The 19,112-nt window shown below is 63.6% G+C and carries 15 protein-coding genes; 8 read left to right on the plus strand and 7 right to left on the minus strand.

Going from position 1 to position 19,112, the window contains the following annotated elements:
- Positions 1-5,891, plus strand: a 5,891-nt coding sequence (locus IRZ77_RS05335; RefSeq protein WP_196173052.1) for a non-ribosomal peptide synthetase, incomplete at its 5' end; no start/stop codon positions are given.
- Positions 5,892-6,100: 209 nt separating this feature from the next.
- Here IRZ77_RS05335 and IRZ77_RS05340 read toward each other — a convergent pair.
- Together IRZ77_RS05340 and pvdO are read right to left on the minus strand one after the other, a co-directional pair.
- Complete coding sequence (locus tag IRZ77_RS05340) at positions 6,101-8,560, minus strand: TonB-dependent siderophore receptor (RefSeq protein WP_196173055.1); 2,460 nt, start codon at positions 8,558-8,560, stop codon at positions 6,101-6,103.
- A 126-nt stretch (positions 8,561-8,686) separates the two neighbouring features.
- The gene (gene pvdO / locus IRZ77_RS05345; protein ID WP_196173057.1) at positions 8,687-9,547 is read right to left on the minus strand and encodes a dihydropyoverdine dehydrogenase; all 861 of its coding nucleotides are present in this window, start codon (positions 9,545-9,547) and stop codon (positions 8,687-8,689) included.
- A gap of 309 nt (positions 9,548-9,856) precedes the next feature.
- Here pvdO and IRZ77_RS05350 point away from each other — a divergent pair, with 309 nt between their 5' ends.
- The gene (locus tag IRZ77_RS05350; protein WP_170304001.1) at positions 9,857-10,021 is read left to right on the plus strand and encodes a hypothetical protein; all 165 of its coding nucleotides are present in this window, start codon (positions 9,857-9,859) and stop codon (positions 10,019-10,021) included.
- A 116-nt stretch (positions 10,022-10,137) separates the two neighbouring features.
- Positions 10,138-11,019 carry a DMT family transporter gene (locus IRZ77_RS05355; protein WP_041505660.1) on the plus strand — a complete coding sequence of 294 codons (882 nt, stop codon included), beginning with the start codon at positions 10,138-10,140 and terminating at the stop codon, positions 11,017-11,019.
- A gap of 3 nt (positions 11,020-11,022) precedes the next feature.
- Here the strand turns inward: IRZ77_RS05355 and IRZ77_RS05360 are convergent, their stop codons facing one another.
- Both IRZ77_RS05360 and IRZ77_RS05365 read right to left on the minus strand, forming a co-directional pair.
- The gene (locus IRZ77_RS05360; protein WP_085602086.1) at positions 11,023-11,481 is read right to left on the minus strand and encodes a DUF4265 domain-containing protein; all 459 of its coding nucleotides are present in this window, start codon (positions 11,479-11,481) and stop codon (positions 11,023-11,025) included.
- A gap of 13 nt (positions 11,482-11,494) precedes the next feature.
- The gene (locus IRZ77_RS05365; RefSeq protein ID WP_046614694.1) at positions 11,495-12,370 is read right to left on the minus strand and encodes a DMT family transporter; all 876 of its coding nucleotides are present in this window, start codon (positions 12,368-12,370) and stop codon (positions 11,495-11,497) included.
- A 246-nt stretch (positions 12,371-12,616) separates the two neighbouring features.
- Here IRZ77_RS05365 and aceK point away from each other — a divergent pair, with 246 nt between their 5' ends.
- Positions 12,617-14,332, plus strand: a complete 1,716-nt coding sequence (aceK, locus tag IRZ77_RS05370; protein WP_153671752.1) for a bifunctional isocitrate dehydrogenase kinase/phosphatase — start codon at positions 12,617-12,619, stop codon at positions 14,330-14,332.
- A gap of 110 nt (positions 14,333-14,442) precedes the next feature.
- Here aceK and IRZ77_RS05375 read toward each other — a convergent pair whose 3' ends face one another.
- On the minus strand, positions 14,443-15,303 hold the full coding sequence (locus IRZ77_RS05375) for a DUF6279 family lipoprotein (protein ID WP_196173059.1): 861 nt from the start codon (positions 15,301-15,303) through the stop codon (positions 14,443-14,445).
- 130 nt (positions 15,304-15,433) lie between these two features.
- On the opposite strand from IRZ77_RS05375, the gene IRZ77_RS05380 reads away from it, so the two are divergent.
- Positions 15,434-16,270, plus strand: a complete 837-nt coding sequence (locus IRZ77_RS05380; RefSeq protein WP_013973728.1) for a CvfB family protein — start codon at positions 15,434-15,436, stop codon at positions 16,268-16,270.
- On the opposite strand, the gene IRZ77_RS05385 is transcribed toward IRZ77_RS05380, so the two are convergent.
- Entirely contained in the window at positions 16,271-16,651 is a 381-nt protein-coding gene (locus tag IRZ77_RS05385; RefSeq protein WP_013973727.1) for a hypothetical protein, read from the minus strand.
- Between the two features lie 186 nt (positions 16,652-16,837).
- Between IRZ77_RS05385 and IRZ77_RS05390 the strand changes: the two genes are divergently transcribed.
- The 3 genes from IRZ77_RS05390 to def all read left to right on the plus strand — a co-directional run bounded on the left by IRZ77_RS05390 (position 16,838) and on the right by def (position 18,730).
- On the plus strand, positions 16,838-17,017 hold the full coding sequence (locus tag IRZ77_RS05390) for a CsbD family protein (protein WP_015271319.1): 180 nt from the start codon (positions 16,838-16,840) through the stop codon (positions 17,015-17,017).
- A gap of 220 nt (positions 17,018-17,237) precedes the next feature.
- The gene (locus IRZ77_RS05395; RefSeq protein ID WP_046614691.1) at positions 17,238-18,197 is read left to right on the plus strand and encodes a YihY/virulence factor BrkB family protein; all 960 of its coding nucleotides are present in this window, start codon (positions 17,238-17,240) and stop codon (positions 18,195-18,197) included.
- Positions 18,194-18,730, plus strand: coding sequence for a peptide deformylase (def, locus tag IRZ77_RS05400; protein ID WP_135003020.1), 537 nt, complete (start codon positions 18,194-18,196; stop codon positions 18,728-18,730). Before IRZ77_RS05395 ends, def begins: the two co-directional genes overlap by 4 nt.
- On the opposite strand, the gene IRZ77_RS05405 is transcribed toward def, so the two are convergent.
- Positions 18,685-19,053 carry a GNAT family N-acetyltransferase gene (locus IRZ77_RS05405; protein ID WP_046614689.1) on the minus strand — a complete coding sequence of 123 codons (369 nt, stop codon included), beginning with the start codon at positions 19,051-19,053 and terminating at the stop codon, positions 18,685-18,687. The genes def and IRZ77_RS05405 overlap by 46 nt on opposite strands.
- Positions 19,054-19,112: the final 59 nt, after the last annotated feature.

The raw sequence follows: 19,112 nt of genomic DNA on the forward strand, positions 1-19,112 counted from the left end.
ACTACGCCGGGCGCATCGACCACCAGGTGAAGATCCGCGGCTTGCGTATCGAGCTGGGCGAGATCGAGGCGCGCCTGCTGGAGCTGCCGAGCGTGCAGGAAGCCGTGGTGTTGGCCTTGGACGGGCCAAGCGGCAAGCAGCTGGTGGGTTATGTGGTGCCTGCCGACAGCTCGCAAGACGAAGGTGCATTGCGCGACAGCCTGCGCGAGGCGCTGAAGGCCGGTTTGCCGGACTACATGGTGCCGGCGCACCTGCTGCTGCTCGGCAAGCTGCCGGTGACGCCGAACGGCAAGCTGGACCGCAAGGCCCTGCCGCAGCCGGATGCCAGCCAGTTGCAGGGCGAGTACGTCGCGCCGCAGAGCGATCTGGAACAGCAGATCGCGGCGATCTGGGCGGATGTGCTGAAGCTGGAGAAGGTCGGCCTGACCGACAACTTCTTCGAGCTGGGCGGCGATTCGATCATTTCGTTGCAAGTGGTCAGCCGTGCGCGCCAGGTGGATATCCAGTTCACCCCCAAGGAGTTGCTGCAGCATCAGACAGTGCAGGGGCTGGCCTCGGTTGCCCGGTGCAGCGAAGCACAAGTGCTGGAGCAGGGCGCGGTCACCGGGCCTCTGCCACTTGTTCCGGTGCAGCACTGGTTCTTCGAGCAAGCGCTTGTAGTACGTGACCACTGGAACCAGTCGGTGCTGCTCGAACCTGTTGAGGCACTGGATGCGCACCTTTTGAACATGGCGCTGGGCAACCTGCATGCCCATCACGACCTGCTACGGCTCAATGCCTGGCAGAGTGCCGGGCGCTGGCAGGCCACGATCGGCGCGCCGGTATCGACCGAGCTGCTATGGGTTCGCGAGTGTGTTGATAGCGAGACGCTGGAACGCTTGGCCGATCAGGCCCAGCGCAGCCTGAACCTGGCTCAGGGGCCACTGTTGCGCGCCGTGCTGGCAACGCTGGCAGACGGCAGCCAGCGGCTGCTGCTGGTCATTCATCATCTGGTGGTCGATGGCGTGTCATGGCGGATCCTGCTGGAAGACCTGCAACAGGCCTACCAGGCGCTTGCCCTCGGCCAGCCGCTGAAGTTGCCGGCCAAGACCAGCGCGTTCAAGGTCTGGGCCGAACAGCTGCAGGCCTATGCCAGCAGCCAGGCACTGCAACATGAACTGCACTACTGGCGTGATCAACTGCAAGGCGCCAGCGATGCTTTGCCTTGCGATCATCCCCAGGGCGAAAACCGGCAGAAGCATGCAACGTCGGTCAGCACTCGCCTGGACCCGCTCTGGACCCGCAAGCTGCTGCAGCAGGCACCGGCAGCCTATCGCACGCAGATCAACGACCTGTTGTTGACGGCATTGGCCCGTGTGGTCAGCCGTTGGACTGCGCAGCCGCAGGTACTGGTACGCCTGGAAGGCCATGGCCGCGAAGACCTGTTCGACGGTATCGACCTGAGCCGCACGGTGGGTTGGTTCACCAGCATGTACCCGGTCAACCTCAGCCCTCAGCCCGAGCTGGCCAGCTCGATCAAGACCATCAAGGAGCAACTGCGCGCGGTGCCCCACAAGGGCCTGGGCTATGGTGTGCTGCGTTACCTGGGGGCTGGTGAAGCTCGGCAGACGTTAGCGGCGCTGGCCCAGGGGGCGATCATCTTCAACTACCTGGGGCAGTTCGATGGCAGCTTCGACCAGCAGGCGAGCCTGTTCAAACCGGCCCGCGAGAATGCCGGGCTGAACCAGGATGAGGGCGCGCCATTGAGCAGCCTGCTGGCGCTCAATGGGCAGGTGTACGGCGGCGAGCTGACACTGGGCTGGACGTTCAGCCGTGAAGTCTTCGATACCTCGACCATCCAGCAACTGGCCGATGCCTATGCAAAAGAACTCAAGGCCTTGATCGACCATTGCTGCCAGGATGACACCCAAGGCCTCACGCCATCGGACTTCCCATTGGCCCGTCTGAGCCAGGCGCAACTGGACGACCTGCCGGTACCTGCTGCTCAGATTGCCGATATCTACCCGCTGTCGCCGATGCAACAGGGCATGCTGTTCCATACCCTGCAGGAGAGCGACGCCGCGCTGTACATCAACCAGACTGCGGTTGATGTGCACGGCCTGGACATCGACCGCTTCGTCGCGGCCTGGAACCAGGTGATCGCCAGCCACGACATCCTGCGCACGGTCTTCCTGTCATCGGCCCGGTGGGCGGAGCCCTTGCAGGTGGTGCAGCGTCAGGCCAGTCTGCCGCTGCGCGTGCTCGACTGGCGTGGGCGTGAGGTGACCAGCGACGCCTTGCAGGCGCTGGCAGCCGAAGAGGCTGCCGAAGGCTTCGACCTGGCGTGTGCCCCCCTGATGCGCCTGACGCTGGTTCGAGTGGACGAGCAACGCCTGCACCTGATCTGGTCGCGTCACCACATCCTCATGGATGGCTGGAGCAATTCACGGTTGCTGGGCGAGGTGTTGCAGGTTTATCACGGCCGGCCTGCCAGCCATGCGGGGGGGCGCTTCGGTGACTACATCCGTTGGCTCGCCGAGCAGCCGATGGGCAAGCTGGAGCAGTTCTGGAGCGAGAAGCTGCGTGCCCTGGAGGGGCCGACGCTGTTGGCCGAAAGTGTTGCGCCGCAGGCGGACGGCAAGCTTGTCGGGCACCATGCGCTGTACCTCCATTGGGATGCGCAGCGCACGCAACACCTGCGTGACCAGGCCCGGCGCCTGAGGGTCACGCCCAATACCCTGGTCCAGGCCACCTGGCTGTTGCTGCTGCAACGCTACACCGGCCAGGCCAGCGTGTGCTTCGGCGCCACAGTGGCCGGGCGCCCCAGCAGCCTGGCTGGTGCAGGCGAGATGCTGGGGCTGTTCATCAACACGCTACCGGTGGTGCAGGCGCCGCAACCCCAGCACATTGTCAGCGACTGGCTGCACCAGCTGCAGCACTACAACCTGGAGCTGCGCGACCACGAGCATGCAGCGCTGGCCGATGTACAACGCTGGGCCGGGCGGCCAGGGCAAGCGCTGTTCGACAGCATCGTGGTGTTCGAGAACTACCCGGTTGACGATCGCCTGCGCGAGGGCGGCGGCGGAACGTTGCGCTTTGGTGAAGTACGTAACCGCGACGTCACCAACTATGCCATGGACCTGGCCGTGCAATTGGGCGAAACCTTTTCGGTAGAGTTCCTGTACCTGCGCAACCGCTTTACCGAAGCCGCTGTCGAGTGCCTGCGCGGCAGTTTCGAAAGCCTGCTGAGCGCCATGCTGGACAATCCCCAGGCCACGCTGGGCAGCCTGGGCATGCTGACGCCGGCGCAGGCAAGGCACGCCGACCTGCGCAACCAGCTTGCGGCACCTGGGCGCGAGCAGCCGCTGCTCGCCGAGCGTATCGCCGGGCATGCCCGTGAGCGTGGTGAGGCCATGGCGGTAGTCTGCGGTGGCCAACAGTTGACCTATGCCCAGCTGGACGCTCGCGCGAACCGCCTTGCCCACCACCTGATCGCGCAGGGCGTGCGCCCGGAAAGCTGCGTGGGCATTGCCCTGGAGCGGTCGGTGGAGGTGATCGTGGCCTTCCTGGCAGTGATGAAGACTGGCGCAGCTTATGTGCCACTGGATATCGACTACCCACAAGAGCGCCTGCAGTGGATTGTCGAGGACTCGGCAATGCACCTGCTGGTCAGCAGCAGTGGCCTGCGCCAGCGCTTTACCCAGGTAGCGCGGTGCGTCGAGCTCGACGAGCAAGCGCTGGACCATCTGCCTGCTACTGCACCTGTACAGCGCGCGTGCGCGGATAACCTGGCTTATCTGATCTACACGTCTGGTTCTACTGGCAAGCCCAAAGGTGTGGCGGTGAGCCATGGCCAGATTCGCATGCACTGCCAGGCCATCGCCGGGCTGTACGAGATGGACCTGCACACCCGCGAGCTGCTGTTCATGTCGTTCGCCTTCGACGGGGCGCAGGAACGCTGGCTGTCGACGTTGTCCTCGGGTGGTTGCCTGGTGGTGCGTGACAACCGGCTGTGGACGGCAGAAGAAACCTGGCAGACCTTGCATGCCCAGCGTATCGACATCGCCTGCTTCCCGCCGGCCTACCTGCAACAGTTGGCCGAATTCGCCGATAGCCAGCAGCAGCCCGCGCCAGCAGTGCGGGTGTACTGCTTTGGCGGCGATGCGGTACCGGACGCCCTGTTCGAGCACGTCAAGCGCACGCTGCGCCCGCGCTGGTTGACCAACGGCTATGGGCCGACGGAAACCGTGGTTACGCCTTTGCTGTGGAAAGTGCCGGTGCAACGAACCTGTGAGGCTGTGTACGCGCCGATCGGCGACCGCGTTGGCGAGCGTGCGCTGCACGTGCTGGACCAGCACCTCAACCCGCTGCCCGATGGTGTGGCCGGTGAGCTTTATATCGGCGGAGAGGGCGTGGCGCGTGGCTATCACCAGCGGGCCGCACTCACGGCCGAGCGCTTCGTGGCCGACCCGTTTGCCACGGGTGGCCGACTGTACCGTACCGGTGACCGGGTGCGTCGCCGCGCCGATGGCGTCATCGACTTCCTCGGGCGGCTGGACAACCAGCTGAAGATTCGAGGGTTCCGCATCGAGCCGGGAGAAATCGAGGCACGCTTGCGCAACCTGGCTGGCGTGCGCGATGCCGTGGTGGTGGCGCGTGACATCAGCACGGGCAAGCAACTGATCGGCTACGTGGTAACGGACAAAGCCGATACCCGCGCCGAGCAATTACGTGATGCCCTGCGCGCCGACCTGCCGGATCACATGGTGCCGGCACAGCTTGTACTGATGCCGGCGCTGCCGCTCACCCCCAACGGCAAGATCGACCGCAATGGCCTGCCGGCACCCGAGTTTGCCGCAAGCCGGGCATGGGTTGCCCCGCGTAATGCGATCGAGCAGGCGCTGGCAGCGATCTGGCAGGAAGTACTGCAAGTCGAGCAGGTCGGTGTCGATGACAACTTCTTCGAACTGGGTGGTGACTCGCTGCGCGTGCTTAAGATGCTGTCCAAGGTCCGCGCCTGCGAGGATTTGCCTATCGAACTGAAACTGCGTGATGTGATTGCCCGGCCGACCATCGCCGAGTTGTCGGGTTATGCCCCCGACGATGCCAGCCTGGACCCGCTGTTGTTGCTGAACAGCCGAGTGAGCGTGAGTACGCCGCTGTTCTGCCTGCATGCCGGGTTTGGCACGGTGTTCGATTACGAGCCATTGGCGCGCCGGCTGGAAGGCCGTTGCACGGTTTATGGCCTGCAATGCCGGATGCTGCTGGATCACGCCTGGGTGGATGATTCGCTGGAAACGATGGCTATCGATTACGCACAGTACATTCGGCAGAAGCAACCCGAAGGGCCTTATCAGCTGGCAGGTTGGTCGCTGGGCGGCACCCTGGCGGTGTTGGTGGCCAAGGAGTTGGAAAGCCAGGGGCAGCGGGTTGCGGTGCTGGCCTTGGTGGACAGCTTCGTGCCCTCGGCCAGGCAAGCCGTGCAGGAAAGTGACTGGAGCGCCGACCTGCGTGGCTTCCTGGCGGTGATTCTCGGGGTTTCGGCCGATGCACTGGTGCTGCCGATCGTGCCCGCCGGCAGTACTCAGGATGCCCTGGAGCGCGTGATCGGAACGGCAAGGGCCGCGCAGGCTGCACAGTCGGCCTATGCCGAAATCGGCAACGCTGATCTGGCGCAGACCTTTGTTGTGGCAATGAAACTCAAGGCGCTTTCGCGTCAATTGCGCCAGCTACCGTCTACCGAGGCAGCGGCAAGTTGCTGGTGGGCGGGGGAGGGCGCGCACGCGGGTGGCATTTCGGGTAGCTGCCAGGACATTGCTGTTGATGCCGGGCACTATGACATCCTCGAACAGGTGGATGTCCTTGAGGGGATGATCGCCAGGCTGTTGCTGGCAGATACGATCAGCCCGTAAACCTGCTCACTCTTTGTAGGAGCGGCCTTGTGTCGCGAAAGGGCTGCAAGGCAGCCCCGGCAATTCCTGCATAACTGCTGAGCCGCCGGGGCCGCGTTGCGGCCCTTTCGCGACACAAGGCCGCTCCTGCAACGGCCCGCGTACCGATGCGAAGACCATGCAGGCATGAAAAAGGCGACCTCCAGGGTCGCCTTTTTTCGTTCTGCTGATCAGAAATCGTAGCGCAGGTTCAGCGTCGCGTTTCTCGGCGCGCCATAGTGGCCATAGTTGCCGGCCAGGCCTGCGTAGTACTTTTTGTCGAACAGGTTGTCCACGTTCAGCGTGGCGGCCAGGTGCTCGCTGATCTTGTAGCGGGCCATCAGGCTGGCCACGGCGTAGTCTTCCTGGGTGATGCGCGTGTTGTAGCGGGTGGCCAGGGATTGCTGGGAGTTCCAGTTGACCCCACCACCAACAGTCAGGCGCTCCCATTCGCCGGGCAGGCGGTAGGTAGTCCACAGGCGGAATGTATCCAGCGGCAGTTGAGATGTCAGGCGAGTGCCATTGGCATCTTCCGTGCGGGAGTGGCTGTAACCGGTATGAACTTCCAGCCCGCGAGCCACTTCGCCGGACAGTTCAAGATCAATACCTTTGGTTTCGGCGCCGCTGACCGCGCGGTAAGCGGTGGAGTTAGGCACGCCCGGTACGCTGAAGCCGGTGTCTTCCTCTGCAAGGTTGTCGCGCTTGATGAGGTAGATCGCCGCGTTGGCGTTCAGGCGGCCGTCGTAGAATTCACCCTTCCAGCCCATTTCATAGTTCTGCCCGATTACAGGGTCCAGCACCTTGCCGGTACGGTCGCGGCTGGTCTGTGGCTTGAAGATATCGGTGTAGCTGGCGTACACCGATTGCTCATCGGTCAGGTCGTAGATCAGGCCGGCGTACGGTGTTACCTCTCCGCGCTCATTCAGTTGCGTGGGGTTGCCGTTGCCAGTGGTCAATACCACCTGGTTCGAGTCCGAACGGTAATTGGTGGTACGGGCACCGAGAATCATGTGCAGGTCGTCGGTGAGGTTGAACCGGGTGGCAATGAAGTAGCCGGTCTGGCGGATAGTCAGATCATAATCCAGCAGTGGCGAATAGTTGCCAGGTTGCGGTATGCGATTGCCCCAGGTGTAGAAGTTGAATGTGGCTTCCCCAGCTGTTCCGGTGAAGTGGTTGTTCTCGTAATCCATGTAGTCGAAGCCGGTAACCAGTTCGTGGGTCTGGCCAAACAGCTCGAAAGGCCCCTGCAGCGTGATGTTCATGCCCCGCTGAACCTGATGGGCATCGACTTGCAGCAGGTCGGACTTGGCGTTGCCGGTGGCTTGATCGAGGGTAGAGACCCCGGCACCGGTGCGATAGAACGCCGACAGCGAGTCGCGATCGACATCCATGTAGTTGCCGGCCATTTTCAACTGCCAACCATTGCCAAGCTCCTGATCCAGGCCGAAGGAGTAGTTCTTGGTGGTGTAGTCTTCATACATCCAGCGCGGCCCGGAACTGGTCGAGCGGGAGAAGTTGGTGGGCTGGCCATTGCTGAAGAACAGCGGCACACCTGGCGCGCCATTGGCGTCGTAGGTCTGGTAGTCCATGCCGAAGCGCACGGTGGTGGTATCGGTCAGGTCTGCTTCGAGCACGCCGTAGACCAGGTCACGGTCCTGGCTGTACCAGTCCATGTAGCTCTGGTTGCTCTGCTTGGCGGCCACCAGGCGGCCACGCAGCTTGCCGCTTTCGATCAGCGGGCCGGAAACGTCGGCCTCGGTGCGATAGTAGTCCCACGAGCCCACACCGGCCTGCACATACGACTGGAATTCTCGCGTGGGGCGCTTGCGTACCATGTTGACCACACCGTTGGGCTCGCCCGCACCGGTCATCAGGCCAGTGGCACCGCGGACGATCTCGATGCGGTCGAACATGGCCATGTCCATCAGGGTGTTGGGCATGTTGCGCGTCAGGTAGTCTTGCGTGGTGTTCACGCCATCGAGCTGGTAGGTACTGATTTCCGAGCCGCGCGAATAGATGTGAAAGCGCTCGCCACCGTCCTGGGACATGGTGATGCCCGGGTTCTGCTTCAGCACGTCGGTAATGGTCGCCAGGTGCTGGTCGTCCATTTGCTGACGGGTGATGACGCTGATGCTTTGTGGTGTTTCGCGTATCGACAGGTTCATGCGGGTGGCCGTGCTGGTCACGCCGGTAGTGTAGGAACCCGTGCCTTCGGTAGTGGCCCCCAGGCCCACGCTATTGACGTTGGTCGCCGAAAGCTCGACCTGACCGTCCTTTGCGGCTGAACTCGCTGTTACCGTCACGGTGTTGCCGTCGATCTGATAACGCAGCCCGCTGCCGCCCAGCAGGATGCGCAGGGACGAAGCGAGGTCATGGCGCCCTTTGAGTGCAGAGGAGCGCAGGCCACCGATATCTTCCGGGCTGTACAGCAACTGGGTATCGGTCTGCCTGGCCAGTGCCTGCAACGCCGAATTCATCGACTGCGCAGGAATATCCAGGGTCCACTCCTGTGCCTGCACCTGGGCAACCATCGCAGCGGATATCGCCAGGCCCAGGCCGATGCGTGTGAACGCGCGCTGGGGACGAAGGGAATGACGGATCAGTAATGCTTTGGCAAGCGGGTTGAGCGGGCCGGGGAGGGACTTGGACATCTATTGCGGTCTCGTTGGCAGAGGGTTTTTTTCTATGTCAGCTATAGGACGCAGCACCTGTGAAAAACCGGAACGATTCTTATTGGCGATTTTTTTGGCCGGTGCTGCGTTAACCGCGTCACAACTTCACAGTTCGCGTGCTACGCGAAAGCCGAGGAAGTCCCCCCGGGTGGTCTTGAGGCGGTCGTTGCGGTTGGCCGAGCGGGAGAAGATCGGCGGCTCGCCCCAGTCGTTGCCGCGCATGTGCGCGCGAATGCACTTGGGGTCCTGGATCCAGGCACTGCCGTCGGTGGGGGCGCCTTCGTAGCTGTCGTGGTAGCAGTCGGCGACCCATTCGTAGACGTTGCCGTGCATGTCGTACATGCCGAAGGCATTGGGCGGGTAGCTGCCCACCGGGGCGGTGAAGGCATGACCGTCCTTGGGGCCATAGGTGTTGGCGTGCTTGCTGATCTCGTACTTGCCCGGTTCGTCGAAGGGGAAGGGGAACGGGCCGCTGGAACCGGCACGGGCGGCATATTCGCGTTCGGCTTCGCTGACCATGCGGTACGGTTTGCCGGTGGTTTTCGCCAGCCATCGGGTGTAGGCCTGCACCTCGTCGTAGTCGACGCACACCGCCGGCTGGCGGGGGCCTTGCTTGTAGCTGGGCTTGCTGGCTTCGCACCAGCGGCCGGGGCGCTCGTCGCCGCTCCTGATGACGGTGCCGGTGGCCTTGATGTAGGCATCCAGTTCGCCGGCGGTGACCTGGTAGCGGCTCATGGCGAAGGGCTTGGCGAAGGTCACGGTGTGCAGCGGGCCCTCGTCGGGTTGGCGACCGACTTCGTCATCGGGGGCACCCATCACGTAGCTGCCGGCGGGCAGTACGACCATCTCGGGGCAGTCCTTGCAGTCCTTGAACACGTGGCCGGGCTTGGCGGCGTGGGCGTAGGCGCTGACCAGCAGCAGGCAGGTGATCTGGGCTGGCCGGTAGAGCCAGGCGGATACGTTCATCGGTGGTCCTCGAAACGGGTGAATGCGGGCTGCGTTTCGCATTCAGACGAGCCGGGGCGGTGAGAAATTAACCAACATCCAAGGTAGCGCGGTCTTACTGTGGGAGCGGCCTTGTGTCGCGAAAGGGGCGCGCAGCGGCCCCACACTCTCAGCTTCGCCGCAGATATTGCTGGGGCCGCTCTGCGGCCCTTTCGCGACACAAGGCCGCTCCCACAAAAGCTGTTCCCGCGAGTACCGTAGGCAGTGGTTGCAAGGCATGGGGCACCGGGCTATAGTCCAGCCCATTGTTCTCTTCCCGAAGACCTGTTCATGCCAGCCAGCCCTTCCACCACAAGCTTTGCCATCGCGCCAGTCGCGGGCATGGTCGTGCGTGGCTGCCAGCAGCCGGCGATGATCAGTCACTATCCACCACCACCTGTCAGTGGCGTCGTAGGCGGCGTAGCTCCGCCTCCTTGCGTGGTCGTGCTGGGCTGATCGGCTTCTGGCCGCAACCCTTCGCACACGCAACCTACTGAACACGGTCGGCGGCTTCCCTCGCTGAAGCGCACGCCGTCCGTCTGGCTTATTCGCCTTGAATCAGGTGGCAATACATGTCTGTCTTTAGCAAAGCATCCGTGGCCTCGGCGGCCACTACCAGCCTGTTCGTCCTGCTGTGGAGCAGCGGGGCGATCGTCTCCAAGCTCGGCCTGGCGCATGCCAGCCCGTTCGCCTTCCTGCTGTTGCGCTCGGCGCTGGCCCTGGCCGGCCTGCTGCTGATCGGCCCGTTGCTGGGGCTGCGCTGGCCGCGCAGTCGCGGGGCCATCCTTCGGGCCCTGGGCACTGGCTGTGTGCTGCTCGGCGCCTACCAGATCTTTTACCTGCTGGCGCTCGATACCCATGTCACCCCCGGCATCATGGCCACGGTGATGGGCGTACAACCGATCCTGACCGTGGTGCTGATGGAGCGCCAGCGCTCCTGGAGCCGCTTGTTCGGCCTAGGGTTGGGGCTTGGCGGGTTGATCATGGTGGTCTACCAGGGCATCAACTTGGGCGGGGTGTCGCTGGCGGGGATGCTGTTCGCCCTGCTGGCGCTGGCCAGCATGACCTTCGGCTCGATCCTGCAGAAGCGCATCACCGACAACCCCATGGGCACGCTGCCGCTGCAGTACCTGGCCGGCTTTGCCATGTGCGCGTTGTTCGCGCCGCTGCAGCCGTTGCATGTGGAGTGGACTGGCGGTTTCGTCGGCGCGCTGCTGTGGATGGGGCTGGTGGTCTCGCTGCTGGCGACCCTGCTGCTGTACCGACTGATCGCCAAGGGTAACCTGGTCAATGTCACCAGCCTGTTCTACCTGGTGCCGGCAGTGACCGCGGTGATGGACCTGCTGATCTTCGGCAACCGCCTGGCACCGCTCAGCCTGCTGGGCATGGGGTTGATCGTGGTGGGCCTGCTGTTCGTGTTCCGCAAGCCCGCCGCGCGCTTGGCCGAGGCGTAGGCCCTAGCGGAATTCTTCGGGGATGGCGTGGCGCAATACGCCCTCCTCGAAGTCCAGCAGGCCGGCTTCGCGCTGGGTGAGCAGGTAGTAGAGCAAGGTGTCGAGCGAGCGCTGCGGCGGGACCTCGACCGCCAGCATCTTCACCGCCTGCTCGGTTTCGCAGTTGCAGCCGAAGTCGTGCAAGGCCGCGCGTACCTGGTCCAGGGTTTCCGGGGGCCTGACGATAACCCGGAACACCGAACTGCCGCTGCTGTGGCGCAGTTCGGCGAACCAGGTTTCGCCGGCTTCCTCACGGGTGCCGATCACGTCGCCCGGGGCGATGCCGTAGACATGGAAGGGAATGTTGTCGACGGCATGGCCGCCTTCCACGGCCTTGGCCCACAGGCCCTCGACCGAGGCGGGCGGGTAGCCGTTTTCGTCCTGCTCCAGGCGGAACAGGACCTTCTTGTACGCGTCGTTCATCCTGTACCCCGCTTCAGCTGCGCGCCGGGCGCAGCACCAGCCACAATGCCAGGCCAATCAGCAGGCCGCCGTACAGGTGCGCCATCGACAGCGGTTCGTCCAGCAGCCACGCACCCCACAATACACCGAATACCGGGATCAGGAAGGTCACGGTGCTAGCCTTGACCGGGCCGATCTCCTCCAGCAGGCGGAAGTACAGGATGTAGGCGAACGCTGTGCACAGCAGGCCCAGGCCCAGCAGCGACAGCCACACCTGCCAGCCGCCCCAGCTGGCCGGTGGCTGGCTCAGCGCGCTCCAGGCGAACAATGGGCTCAGCATCAAGGTGGCGCCGAGCATGCTGCCCAGTGCCGACAGGCGGCTGTCCAGGCCGCTGACCCAGCGGCGGGCGAGGAAGCCGGCAAAGCCGTAGCAGGTGGTGGCCGCCAGGCAGGCAAGGGCGCCTTGCAGCAGGGCCAGGTCCAGGGCCACCGGGCCGGCGCCGCTGAGGATGCCGACGCCGAACAGGCCCAGGAAGATGCCGCAGAGCTTGGCCAGGGTCATCGGTTCGCGGAAGAACAGCACGCCGACCAGCACGCCCATCAGCGGCGTGGTGGCGTTGAAGATTGCCGAGTAGCCGGCTGGCAGCACCTGGGCGGCCACGGAGTAGAAGGTGGCGGGGATACCGGAGTTGATCATGCCCAGTACCAGGCAGGCGCCGAGCTTGCCCTGGAAGTCCCAGCGCACGCGGGCGGCGGCAAGCAGGGCGACCAGGCCCAGACAGGCGATGGACACGCGGAAGAACGCCGTCGGCACCGTGCCCAGTTCGGGGGCGATGATGCGCATGAACAGGAAGCTCGCCCCCCAGACGGCGGCAAGGGTCAGCAGACGGGCTAGGGCGATGGGGCTCACAACGGTCTCCGGAGGCAGGGCAGGGGCGCGAGTGTACGCCAGGGGGGCAGGGGATTCTTGTGCTTTCTTGCGGTGTAAACCTGTGCCGGCCTCTTCGCGGGCACGCTCGCTCCCACAGGTTCTCTGCAATGCTCGGCCCTGTGGTAATCCTGGGAGCGGGCGAGCCCGCGAAGAGGCCGGCACAGGCTCCGCAAAAACCAAGAGGCGACTAAGCTCTGTAACTCAACACCGCACCGAGGTCTTCGCATGTCCCAGCCCTGGCCCGCTGTCGAAATCGCCCGGATGATCCTCGCCGGCTTCGACAACTACCGCGACCACTTCCAGCGCATCACCCTCGGTGCCCGCAAGCGCTTCGAGCAGGCGCATTGGCAGGATATCCAGCGTGCCTCCGCCGCCCGCATCAATCTCTATGAAGAGAAGGTCGCCGAGGTCAACGGCTGGCTACGTCAGGGCTTCGCCGAGGATGTGCTGCTGGATGTGGATCAATGGCCCCTGGTGAAGAACGCCTATATCCACCTGATCGACCCACGGCTGGACGACGAGCTGTCCGAGACTTGGTACAACTCGCTGTTCTGCAGCCTGTTCAGCCACGACCAGATCAGCGACGGCTGCATGTTCATCCACACCACCCGGCCGTCCATGCGCAGCCGTGAGCGCGCCGCGCAAACCCGTACCTATCGGCCTGACGCTGGGCTCAAGAGCCTGCTGCGGGCGGTGTTCAGCGATTACCCGTTCGAAGTGCCGTACGGCGACCTGGAGGGCGACCTGGCGCGCCTGGAAGATCAGTTGCGCGAGTGCCTGCCGGACTGGGTATGCAAGGATTCGACCCTGGCGTTGGAGCTGTTTGTGCCGGTGCTCTACCGCAACAAGGGTGCCTACCTGGTCGGCCGGCTGTTCAACAGCGACGAGCAGTGGCCGCTGGTAATCCCGCTGCTGCACCGCGAAGGGCACGGTATCGAGGCCGATGCGCTGATCACCGACGAGGCCGAGGTGTCGATCATCTTTTCCTTCACCCGCTCGTACTTCATGGTCGATGTGCCGGTGCCGGCGGAGTTCGTCAACTTCCTCAAGCGCATCTTGCCGGGCAAGCACATTGCCGAGCTGTATACCTCCATCGGTTTCTACAAGCACGGCAAGTCGGAGTTCTACCGGGCGCTGATCAACCACCTGGCCAGCAGCGACGACCGCTTCGTCATGGCGCCCGGGGTGCGCGGCATGGTCATGAGCGTGTTCACCCTGCCGGGCTTCAATACCGTGTTCAAGATCATCAAGGACCGTTTTTCACCGTCGAAGACAGTCGACCGCGCCACGGTGATCGACAAATACCGGCTGGTGAAAAGCGTCGACCGCGTCGGGCGCATGGCCGATACCCAGGAGTTCGCCGATTTTCGTTTTCCGCGCAGCAAGTTCGAGCCGGAATGCCTGGCCGAACTGCTGGAGGTGGCGCCATCGACCGTGGCGCTGGAGGGTGACACGGTGCTGATCCGCCACTGCTGGACCGAACGGCGCATGACGCCGCTGAACCTGTACCTGGAACACGCCAGCGAGGGCCAGGTGCTGGAGGCGCTGGAGGATTACGGCCTGGCCATCAAGCAGCTGGCGGCGGCGAATATTTTCCCAGGCGACATGTTGCTGAAGAACTTTGGCGTTACCCGCCATGGCCGGGTGGTGTTCTATGACTATGACGAGATCAGCTTCCTGACCGAAGTGAACTTCCGCCATATCCCGCCGCCGCGTTACCCGGAAGACGAGATGTCGGGCGAGCCGTGGTACTCGATCGGGCCGCATGACGTGTTCCCCGAGGAGTTTCCGCCGTTCCTGTTTGCCGATATCGGCCAGCGGCGCTTGTTCAGCCGGTTGCATGGGGAGTTGTACGACGCAGATTACTGGAAGGGGCTGCAGGCGGCGATTCGTGAAGGGAAGGTGATCGATGTGTTTCCGTATCGGCGCAAGGGGCGGTGACTGTGCTTTAGCAGGCCTTGCCTCTTCCCGGGTATGGCACAGGATTTGAAACCAGTGGGTCCCTGTGGGAGCGGGTTTACCCGCGAAGAGGCCGGGCCTGCTTTCCACCTTCACCCTTTCAAACACTTCAACTCACTGAAATCGGTGCGCACCTTGCCCAGCCGCTCCTGCAGGTACCGCCGCTGCTGCGGGGTACTCTGGTGCACCAGGTCCACCAGCAAGCTGCGGGCCTGCTGCTCGGTATTCTGGTACGCCGCCCGGTACTTCGGCGTCCACAAGCTCTCCTTGCGCTGCAACAACGTCGCCAGGCGCGGCTCGAAACTGGCGTCGTTGCGCTGGTTCATCGCCAGCAGCAATTGCTGTTGCCAGTGCGCGCGGTTGGCGATCCATTCGCGGTTCTGGTCGCCCAGCGCCTGGGACCAGGCCTGCACGCGCTGCTTTTGTACCGCGGTCAGCTCGCCAAACCATGGCGTCAGGCGTTTCTCCATGCGTTCGGCACGGCGGGCAATCTGCTTGTCCAACGGCGTATCCACATACTTCTTCTGCCGTTCGCTGATGTCCTCGCGGAAGGCCTCGCGCATCTCCGCCACCTGGGCATCGCTCATGCCGCGCAGCAGTTCGGTGGCCGAAGGGGTGATTTCCTCGGCCACCCGGCCAATCGCCTCGCGGGCTTCGCGGGTACGCTGCTGCAGGGCCTGGTCGGTCACCTGGTCGTCGGCGACCATGTCGCGTACCCGGTCCAGCCAGTCGAGATAGCTGGGCAACTGGGTCTTGCAATGCCAGGCCAGGTGCTCCCGCAGGCGGTCGTCAAGCATGGCCTTCTGCTCGCTGTTCATGGCCAGGTAGTCGCCAAGCGACCACGGCACCAGGCGGTCGAGGTTGCGGTAGGCCAGGTCGATACGGCTGCAGGCGGCCAGGGCCAGGGCGCAGCCGATGGCGACGAGCAGGGCTTTGGACAGGCGTAGCGGCATGGGCTGTTCCTTGCGGGGGCTTGCCCGACGGTAGACGCAAAGAGGCGCTGACGGTTCCACTGCATCAGCGGTCGGGCGGCGCGCTGGCTTCAGGTGTAGAATAGTCGCCTTGTCTTGAGGAACATCGGAAATGGCTCTGCTTGGGCGTTACAACAGTTTGCAAATCGTGAAACACGTGGACTTCGGCCTGTACCTGGACGGCGGCGCCGACGGCGAGATCCTGCTGCCCGGGCGCTACATCCCGAAAAACGCCGAAACCGAAGTGGATGACTGGCTGAACGTGTTCATCTACCTGGACAGCGAAGACCAGCTGATCGCCACCACCGAAAAGCCCAAGGTGCAGGTTGGCGAGTTCGCCAGCCTCAAGGTCAAGGACATCAACGGTGCCGGCATCTTCCTCGACTGGGGCCTGTCGAAGGACCTGCTGATGCCGTACTCGGAAGAGGCGCGGCCGCTGAAGATCGGCGACTACTGCGTGGTGCACGTATACCTCGACAAGCGCACCCGCCGCATCACTGCCACCTCTCGCCTGGACCGTTACCTGGACCGCACCCCGGCGGACTACCAGGTAGGCCAGCCGGTCGAACTTCTGGTGGCCGGCGAGACGCCAATGGGCTTCAAGGCGATTATCAACAACCGCCACTGGGGCCTGATCCACAAGAACGAGGTGTTCAAGTTCCTGCGCTCGGGCATGCATGAGAAGGGTTTCATCAAGGAAGTGCGCGCGGACGGCAAGATCGCCTTGAGCCTGCAGCCGGTCGGCGCTGCCCTGGCCGATAGCCTGCAGGAGCAGATCATGGCGCGCCTGGAGGCCGAAGGCGGAGTGCTGGGGGTGTGCGACAAGAGCGATCCGGCGTTGATCAGCAAGCTGTTCAACGTCAGCAAGGGCAACTTCAAGAAGGCCATTGGCGGGTTGTTCAAGCAAGGCCGCATCGTCATCCATGACGATCGCATCGAGAAGGCCTGATCAGGCCTGCACGAAGGTACGGAAGTCCAGCTGCTCGCCACCCGGGCGGGTGTCGCGCAGCAGCGAGTCGCGGTCGGCGCTGAGGGCCAGGCTGATGGTCGAGCGGCGCTTGCCAGGGTTGCGCACTTCCATCTGTTCCTGGTGAGCACGCAGGAAGTTGGTCGGCACCTTCAAGTGCTGCAGCTCGTCGCTTTCCGGGGTGTGCAGCAGCAGGTTGACCCAGTCGGGCTGGCCCTTGCGCAGCAGCGCCACCGGCACCTCGAACCACCACAGGTTGCGCTTGCGGTCGAGGATGGCGAACAGGGTGTTGCTGCTGGTCAGCACCGGGCGGGCCAGTGCTTCGTTGCGCCGGGCGATGGCGGCGGGTTTGTCGAGTTTCATGCAGGTTCCTGCGGGTTGACGCTATGAAGGCCTGCATTGTGAGGGGTGGCGGGTAGCGGGGCAAGGTTTGCCAACCGCCTTGCCGTTCGGCTCGAGGGCGAGAAAACTGTTGGAACGCTTGGCGAAGGCGTTGGGTCCACCGACTGTCGGCACGGTCCACGTGCCCCCAATTGCAGGAGTTTTGCCATGAGCGGTACCAAAGACAAAGCGAAAGGCCTGGCCAACGAAGCGATCGGCAACGTCAAGCAGGGTGTCGGCAAAGTGACCGACAACGAGCGACTGCGGGCCGAGGGTGAAGCGCAGGAGCTCAAGGGCGAGGGGCAACAGATCAAGGGCAACGTGAAGGACGCGGTGAAAAAGCCTTGATGTAAGTGGCCTGTCCCGGCCTTTTCCCGGGCGAACCCGCTCCCACAGGTGCTGCACAGACTTCACGCACTGTACAGCACCTGTGGGAGCGGGTTTACCCGCGAAGAGGCCGGTACTGGCGTAAGCAAATTCTTGCAGCATGGCCGGGATCAGCACAGTAACGGCATGGTCTATTAGACTTACCGTGGTACTCACGAATCGAGCGGCGAAAGGAGACGCTATGATTTTCCCCGACCTGCGCGGTCTGCCCCTGCACCGCGTGCTGGTACGCACCGTCAAGGAATTCCTCGACGACGAAATGTCGACCTACGCTTCCGCGCTGGCCTACCAGATGCTGTTTTCGTTATTCCCCTTCCTGCTATTCCTGATCGCCCTGATCGGTTTCCTGCACCTGCCGGACTTCTTCTCCTGGCTGCGCCTTCAATCGGAGCTGGTGTTGCCACCCCAGGCGCTGGAGCAGGTGAACCCGGTGATCGACCAGTTGCAGCAGTCCAAGGGCGGGCTGCTGTCGGCGGGTATCGTGATTGCCCTGTGGACTGCATCGGCGGGTGTGCGCTTGATGATGAGCGCGATGAACGCCGCCTACGATGTGCCCGAGGGCCGCCCCGTGTGGAAGCGCATCCCGTTGTCGATCGTCTACACCGTAGGCATTGCCGGCATGTTGCTGGTGGCTGCGGCGCTGATGGTGCTGGGGCCGCAGGTGATGGAGTGGATTGCCGCCCAGGTCGGCATGCAGGAGGTGATCGTCACGGTGTGGACCATTCTGCGCTGGCCGGCAATCATCATCCTGATGATGGTGGCGGTTGCGCTGATCTACTACGTGATGCCCGATGTGAAGCAGCAGTTCCGCTTCATCACCCCGGGCTCGGTGCTGGCGGTGGTGGTTTGGATCGTGGCGTCGCTGGGCTTTGCCTACTACGTGAAGACCTTTGCCGACTACAACGCCATGTACGGCAGTATCGGTGCAATCATCGTGCTATTGCTGTATTTCTATATCTCTGCTGCCGTTTTGCTGCTGGGCGCGGAGATGAACGCAGTGATCGAACACATGTCGAGCGAGGGCAAGAACCCTGGCGAGAAGGACGTCGATGAGCACAAGCCCCGCGAGACCATTAGCGTGCTGGGCCATGAGCACCCGGTACCGAGCGAGCACCAATCTTCAGAGCCGACACCCCGATGATCCGTGACATTCTCAAGATGGGCGACGAACGACTGCTGCGCATCGCCCCACCAGTGCCCGAGCACCTGCTCGGCAGTGCCGAACTGCAGCAACTGATCGACGACATGTTCGAAACCATGCGCCATGTGGGCGGCGTGGGGCTGGCCGCGCCACAGATCGGCATCGACCTGCAGCTGGTGATCTTCGGCTTCGAGCGCAGCGAGCGCTACCCGGATGCCGAACCGGTGCCGCAGACCATCCTGCTCAACCCGGTCATCACGCCGACATCCAGCGAGATCGAGGATGGTTGGGAAGGCTGCCTTTCAGTGCCCGGCCTGCGCGGTGTGGTGCCGCGTTTCAAGCACATCTGCTATGAAGGCATCGACCCCCATGGCAATCCGATCAACCGCTTTGCCGACGGCTTCCATGCGCGGGTGGTGCAGCATGAATGTGACCACCTGATCGGTCGGTTGTACCCGTCACGCATCCAGGACTTTTCCCGGTTCGGCTACACCGAGGTGCTGTTCCCCGGGCTCGACGCCAGCGACGACTGACCTCGTTGCAGTGCCACCAGGCGCTTGCTGCGCTGATAGCGTTGCAAGCGGCCAGCCAGGGCTTCCGGCAGCTGCAGGGCCATGTCGAAGCCCAGGCGCTGGTAGAAGGGCGCAAGGTCCGGGTGGCAGAACAGCCAGGTGGGCCCGCCAGCCTGCGCCAGCGCCGCCTCGACCAACCGCCCGGCCACCCCCTGGCTGCGCCGCTGCGGGTCGACGAACAACCCGGTCAGCCAGAAGCCATCCCCCACCGGGCTCAGGCTCAAGCCTGCGATGATGCCGGGGCCCCGCGCCACCCACAGCTCAGCATCGCCCGCAGCACGCATGCGTGAGCCGTGCTGACGGTAGAAGTGGTCCAGCAGCCGGCGTTCCGGGGCCGAAAGCT

The sequence above is a fragment of the Pseudomonas pudica genome, assembly GCF_015680405.1.
Taxonomy (GTDB): Bacteria; Pseudomonadota; Gammaproteobacteria; order Pseudomonadales; family Pseudomonadaceae; genus Aquipseudomonas; species Aquipseudomonas pudica.

Bases quoted from the DNA above. Each gene is read 5' to 3' on its own strand.
- IRZ77_RS05405 (WP_046614689.1), bottom strand. From the start codon at position 19,053: ATGCGTGCTGCGGGCGATGCTGAGCTGTGGGTGGCGCGGGGCCCCGGC.
- IRZ77_RS05375 (WP_196173059.1), bottom strand. From the start codon at position 15,303: ATGCCGCTACGCCTGTCCAAAGCCCTGCTCGTCGCCATCGGCTGCGCC.
- IRZ77_RS05360 (WP_085602086.1), bottom strand. From the start codon at position 11,481: ATGAACGACGCGTACAAGAAGGTCCTGTTCCGCCTGGAGCAGGACGAA.
- aceK (WP_153671752.1), top strand. From the start codon at position 12,617: ATGTCCCAGCCCTGGCCCGCTGTCGAAATCGCCCGGATGATCCTCGCC.
- pvdO (WP_196173057.1), bottom strand. From the start codon at position 9,547: ATGAACGTATCCGCCTGGCTCTACCGGCCAGCCCAGATCACCTGCCTG.
- IRZ77_RS05395 (WP_046614691.1), top strand. From the start codon at position 17,238: ATGATTTTCCCCGACCTGCGCGGTCTGCCCCTGCACCGCGTGCTGGTA.
- def (WP_135003020.1), top strand. From the start codon at position 18,194: ATGATCCGTGACATTCTCAAGATGGGCGACGAACGACTGCTGCGCATC.
- IRZ77_RS05340 (WP_196173055.1), bottom strand. From the start codon at position 8,560: ATGTCCAAGTCCCTCCCCGGCCCGCTCAACCCGCTTGCCAAAGCATTA.
- IRZ77_RS05390 (WP_015271319.1), top strand. From the start codon at position 16,838: ATGAGCGGTACCAAAGACAAAGCGAAAGGCCTGGCCAACGAAGCGATC.
- IRZ77_RS05350 (WP_170304001.1), top strand. From the start codon at position 9,857: ATGCCAGCCAGCCCTTCCACCACAAGCTTTGCCATCGCGCCAGTCGCG.
- IRZ77_RS05355 (WP_041505660.1), top strand. From the start codon at position 10,138: ATGTCTGTCTTTAGCAAAGCATCCGTGGCCTCGGCGGCCACTACCAGC.
- IRZ77_RS05385 (WP_013973727.1), bottom strand. From the start codon at position 16,651: ATGAAACTCGACAAACCCGCCGCCATCGCCCGGCGCAACGAAGCACTG.
- IRZ77_RS05380 (WP_013973728.1), top strand. From the start codon at position 15,434: ATGGCTCTGCTTGGGCGTTACAACAGTTTGCAAATCGTGAAACACGTG.